Origin of the sequence: Microcoleus sp., assembly GCF_049646505.1 — a bacterium.
Classification (GTDB): domain Bacteria; phylum Cyanobacteriota; class Cyanobacteriia; order Cyanobacteriales; family Microcoleaceae; genus Microcoleus.
In genome coordinates this window covers 1-5,228 of record NZ_JBARVX010000554.1, presented here as the reverse complement: position 1 = coordinate 5,228, position 5,228 = coordinate 1, and the positions used below count along the sequence as shown (strand labels likewise).

The 5,228-nt window shown below is 46.7% G+C and carries 3 protein-coding genes; all 3 read right to left on the bottom strand.

Annotated features, from left to right (window positions below; genetic code table 11):
• On the bottom strand, positions 1 to 3,424 hold a 3,424-nt coding region (gene cobN / locus WBA89_RS26135), incomplete at its 3' end, for a cobaltochelatase subunit CobN (RefSeq protein ID WP_424410544.1).
• A gap of 54 nt (positions 3,425 to 3,478) precedes the next feature.
• On the bottom strand, positions 3,479 to 4,339 hold the full coding sequence (locus WBA89_RS26130; RefSeq protein WP_424410543.1) for an EamA family transporter: 861 nt from the start codon (positions 4,337 to 4,339) through the stop codon (positions 3,479 to 3,481).
• Positions 4,336 to 5,073, bottom strand: a complete 738-nt coding sequence (locus WBA89_RS26125; protein WP_424410542.1) for an ABC transporter ATP-binding protein — start codon at positions 5,071 to 5,073, stop codon at positions 4,336 to 4,338. Before WBA89_RS26125 ends, WBA89_RS26130 begins: the two co-directional genes overlap by 4 nt.
• Between the last annotated feature and the right edge of the window lie 155 nt (positions 5,074 to 5,228).

The following is a 5,228-nucleotide window of genomic DNA, read 5'->3' as shown; positions in this document are numbered from 1 at the left end:
AATTAGCCCCCCCTTGGTAAGGGGGGGTTGGGGGGGTATGGGAATTCGCCCCCCCTTGTAGGGGCGGTGGATGGTGCGTGCCCGCCCCGGCTGGGGTACCTGTATAGGCGTAACTGCTCCAATTAATGTAAGCTTTTGCTAAATCGCCGTCGCCCGTCCAGTTTTGAGCTTCAATTATCCCTTGAAGTCCCGCGCCGTAAGCCCCCGGTTTTGAACCAAATACTCGAAATTGCGATCGCACTTCTGCATCTTCTCGACTCAAACCCGCCGCTTTCCAATCCAAAATCTCTTGCTTAACTTGCGCTGCTAAAGGATTATCTTCTGCAGGTTCTTCTAAATTTGCCACAGCTTTTACCGCACTGTCAAACAAATCAATTAAATTAAAAAAAGCATCGCGGAAAAACCCAGAAATTCGCAAAGTAACATCAACGCGCGGCCGCCCTAAAACAGAAATTGGCAAGATTTCAAAATCTACAACCCGGCGCGAAGGCCCATCCCAAATTGGCTGAACTCCCAGCAATGCTAGTGCTTCTGCAATGTCGTCTCCCCCCGTCCGCATGGTGGATGTTCCCCACACTGACAAACCCAAAGTTTTCGGATATTCGCCGTTTTCTTGAGTGTATCTTTCGATTAAAGTTTCCGCAGCAACTCGACCAACTCTCCAAGCGGTTTCTGTCGGTATGGCGCGGATATCTACTGAGTAAAAATTGCGACCGGTGGGCAATACATCGGGTCTGCCGCGGGTGGGCGCGCCGGATGCGCCGCTGGGGATGTGCCGCCCATCTAGTCCGCGCAATAAGTTAGTAATTTCTTGGTTTGTTTGGATGAGTGATGGCAAAAGATAGTTTTCTATCCAATCTAATTCTTGTTGTGTATCTTCTCCGATTGGGAAATTTGTAACTGCGGGTGGACGCGGATGGACGCGGATATTTTTTATTAAGTTATCGACTAATTCGGCGGCTTTTTCTTCTAATTCGGCTGTTAAGTCGCCGGCGGTGGTTAAGGGATCGAAGTCGTAATTTAAGTCTTGGGCGAGGGCGCGGGTTAAGCCGGCGCGATTTGTGCTAGGATGGCGGGCGATCGCAATTATCAAATCTCTCAACTGTCGCCCTTGGGGGCACTGCCCAAAAATGTGCAATCCGTCGCGAATTTGGGATTCTTTTAGTTCGCAAAGATAGCCGTCGGTACGGGTGATAAATTCGGTAAATTCGGATTTATTTAGCTGGATTCCTAAGTCTTTATCTAAGTTTTCCTGGTTGGTGAGGGCTACAATGCGATCGCGAATCATCGGTAATCGAGACGGATCTAAGCTTTGGGCTTCGCAATATTCGTCGATTAAGGCTTCTAATTGCTGCAAGGGCCCGTAAAGTTCGGCGCGAGTCATCGGCGGGGTCAGGTGGTCGATTATCACGGCTTGCGATCGTCTTTTTGCCTGGGAACCTTCCCCCGGATCGTTGACAATGAAGGGATAAAAATTCGGCATCGCGCCTAATGCTACTTCTGGATAACATTTGTTAGATAGTGCAATACTTTTACCTGGAAGCCATTCTAAATTGCCGTGTTTTCCCGCATGAATTATCGCATCAATTCCTAATTTTTCTCGCAGCCAGTAATAGTAAGCTAGATAATTGTGGGTAGGTTCCAAATCTGGGGCGTGATAGTTTAACGCGGGGTCAATTTCGTATCCGCGCGATGGTTGAATTCCCACAAATACATTGCCGAATTGAATTCCGGGAATCGGGAAAGACGTATTGTTACTTATAAAATCTTGTGCATAGCTTCCGGGAAGCCCCCATCTTTTACAAATTCCCTCCTGTACTTCCGGCGGTAAAGTAGCAAAGTATTTCTGATATTCTGCTAAATCCAAAGATTGACGAACCGGCTGTAATTCGCGTCCTTCCGGGTCATTTGTCACGCCAGAAGTCAGGAGTTCAATTAACTCGTTGCCGCTAGCGGGGATGTTTTCAACTAGATAACCGGCTTGCTGCATGGCTTTGAGGATTTCGACACAGCTAGCGGGCGTATCTAAGCCGACTCCGTTGGCTAATCTGGCGTTGCGGGTGGGATAATTTGCGAGAATAATGGCGATGCGTCTGTTGGCGGCTGGGGTTTGTTTCATTTTCACCCAATTCGCGGTTAAATCTGCTACAAATGAAATGCGATCGCCCGCTGCGACATAGCCTACCACATCTGTTTCTAATTCATCGTTCCAAGTCTGTACAGCTTTAAAAGAAACGGCCCTAGTAATGATTTTTCCGTCTACTTCGGGCAATGCTACATTCATCGCCACATCGCGGGGGGAAAGTCCCTGTAATTGTGTTTCCCACTGTTCCAAACCGCCGCCGCTGAAGATTGCTTGCAATACTGGAACATCTAAGGATTTTAAACTATTTTGTTCGGGTTCTTGGCTGCTGAAACCGGAGACAGCAAAACTGGTTGTGTTGAGCAATAATTGAATTGGTTCGGAGTCTTTGGGTTGAAAATAGTCTAGCAATTCTATTTGTAAATCTGGCTCCCGCAAAGAAGATACAAAGACAGGAACAGGTACTAAGTTTCGCTCTGCTAGAGCTTGACAAAGTGCGTCAATTGGTGCTAAATTTCCTGACAAGTAATGAGCGCGATAAAATAAAATTCCGACCGTAGGGGCGGTGCCCCCGTGCCCGCCCTCCCCGTGTTCTTTAGAGTCTGTTTCCCAACCCGGAGACCCCCCCCAGCCCCCCTTATTAAGGGGGGAGCCGGAAGCACTCAAAGTCCCCCTTAATAAAGGGGATTTAGGGGGTTCTGCATCTGGTGTCAAAGTCCCCCTTAATAAGGGGGATTTAGGGGGTTCTGCATCTGGTTGTAAAATCTCTAAACACGCTTCACCGCCTCCCTGCCAATCGTAAAGTCCGACGCGGGAAACTATTTGAGGAAAAGGCGGATTGTAAGCAGTTTTCAAACAAGTATCGGCGGTGAATTTGAGGGCGTTAACAAAATTTTGGACTCCGCCTTCGGTGAAGTAGCGCCACAGTCTATCGACTGCTGACAGCGATACATTGGAATGGCTGATTAAATCGGGATCGGGACTGTTTTCACCGGGCATCACAATCAATGCTGCATTAGTTTTCTGCGCCGTTTCCCGCAGAATTTCTAATCCGTAAGACCAATAGGAACGCCCGCCTAACAATCTGAGAATTATGACTTCAGCTTGTTCTAAAATTTCCTCGGCGTAAGTATCAATGGTTAATTGTTGCTGCAATTGAAGCAAGTTTACGGCGCGAATTTTGGGAAATTCTGCCGGCATCTTGGAGGAGGCGGCCGCGAGTGTTTGAATGTCGGTGTCAGCAGCACTAATAAATACGATTGGTGCTGGGGTTTGCTGAATAAAAATTACTCCTTCGGCTTGAGGGTTCCAACCTCCGGGTGTGGCTGCTATTTTGTGCATTAATTTTATCCTCTATATTGCAAATCCAACAAATATTTGTAAAAAGGAAGGAATTCATAATATTATCAAGAAAACTCCCCCTATCATGATAGCAGCACCTAACAATCTTTGCTGAATATCTTTTTCCTTAAATATGAAATGACCGAAAAGTACGCCCATTAATACGCTGGTGCGCTTCAGGGCGATTACTTGCACCACTAAGGTCATTGTCAAGGCTTGCATCTGAAAAATGACTCCTAAAGTATTGAAAAATCCCATTGTGGCTAGCATCGGTAAATCCCGCGCGATTTTGCGGGCGGGGTTGGGGGTTTTGTAGAGTAAAATTGGCAGTAAAATAACGCTCATTGAGGTAAATAAGGCGAACAACCAAACAATCGGCGAAGAATTTTGCACGCCGATTTTGTCAAAATTTGCAGTAATACTCCAGAGAAAGGCTACTATTAACATCAATTTCGGTCCCGGTTGGCGCAGGAGTGCTTTGAATGGTGCTAAGTATCCTTGAGATTTTTCTTTGATGTTTAATAGATAAGAACCTGTGACTATCAGAAAAATTCCCATACAGTCAAACAAGTTGGGATATTCGCCGACAATTAACGGTGAAGTTAGCAGCATGAATAAGGGTGTCAAAGCTACTAGGGGAACTGTCAGGGATAAATCCGAAAGTTTGATGGCTTTAATGTAGAGGATAGCGGTAATAGCGTTGAGGCTACCTCCGACGGACAGGGCCATCCAAAATTGCAGGTTTAATGGAGGGATTCCCGCGAAAAAGACAAGGGGAATTAAAAAAACTGCTGAAAAAAATGCGAGGGACCAAGCTACGACATATTCGTCGTTTTTTTTCAGGTTTTGCTTGCCAAAAACATCTTTTACTGCTTCAAAAAAAGCAGTCAAAATTCCAAAAATTAACCAAATCAACCTAAGTACGCGCTCCTGACTCGATCGTCCTTTAGCAAATCTGATGCTAAGCCTGTCAGAGTCATGTTACCAGCTTCTAGTACATAACCCCGATCGGCAATTTGCAGTGCTAAATTAGCGTTTTGTTCTACCAATAAAATTGTAACGCCCGTGGAGCGCAGGTTTTGAATAATTGTGAAAATTTCTTTGACGATCGCCGGTGCTAAGCCTAAACTGGGTTCGTCTAATAATAGCAGTTTCGGGCGCGACATCAGAGCACGGGCGATCGCCAGCATTTGCTGTTCCCCGCCGCTGAGGGTTCCAGCCAGTTGAGTGCGCCTTTCTGCTAAGCGCGGAAATATCTCGAATTGGCGGGCTAAATCGGCTTTGACGGCCGCCGAGTCCGATCGAATATAAGCCCCCAATTCCAAGTTACCTAACACCGTCTGCTGCGCTAAAACCCGCCTTCCTTCTGGGCTGTGGGCGATTCCCAATTTCACAACTTCGTGGGCTTGGCGGCGGCTGATATCGCGGCCGTTATAAATAATTTGTCCTTGGCGCAAATTAACTATTTTGGAAATAGCCCTGAGTGCGGTACTTTTTCCCGCACCGTTAGCACCGATGAGGCTGACAACTTCGCCTGAATTAATTGTCAGATCAATATTTTGCAGGGCTTGAATTCCGCCGTAATTTACACAGAGATTCTTGAGTTCTAAGAGGATATTTTCGGTAGTTTTTGGTGGGGTTAGGTGCATTTTTTGTAACTTGATTTGTTGATAATCTTACTCGTTCTTACTCGTTCCCAGGCTCTGCCTGGTAACGCAGATCCGGAGGCTCTGCCTCGATTTTCCCTGTTACTAAACGACGAGGCAGAGCCTCTAGATATCGGTTTCCAGGCAGAGCCTGGGAA

Coding starts and splice junctions, on each gene's coding strand:
- WBA89_RS26125 (WP_424410542.1), bottom strand. CDS start 5,073: ATGCACCTAACCCCACCAAAAACTACCGAAAATATCCTCTTAGAACTC.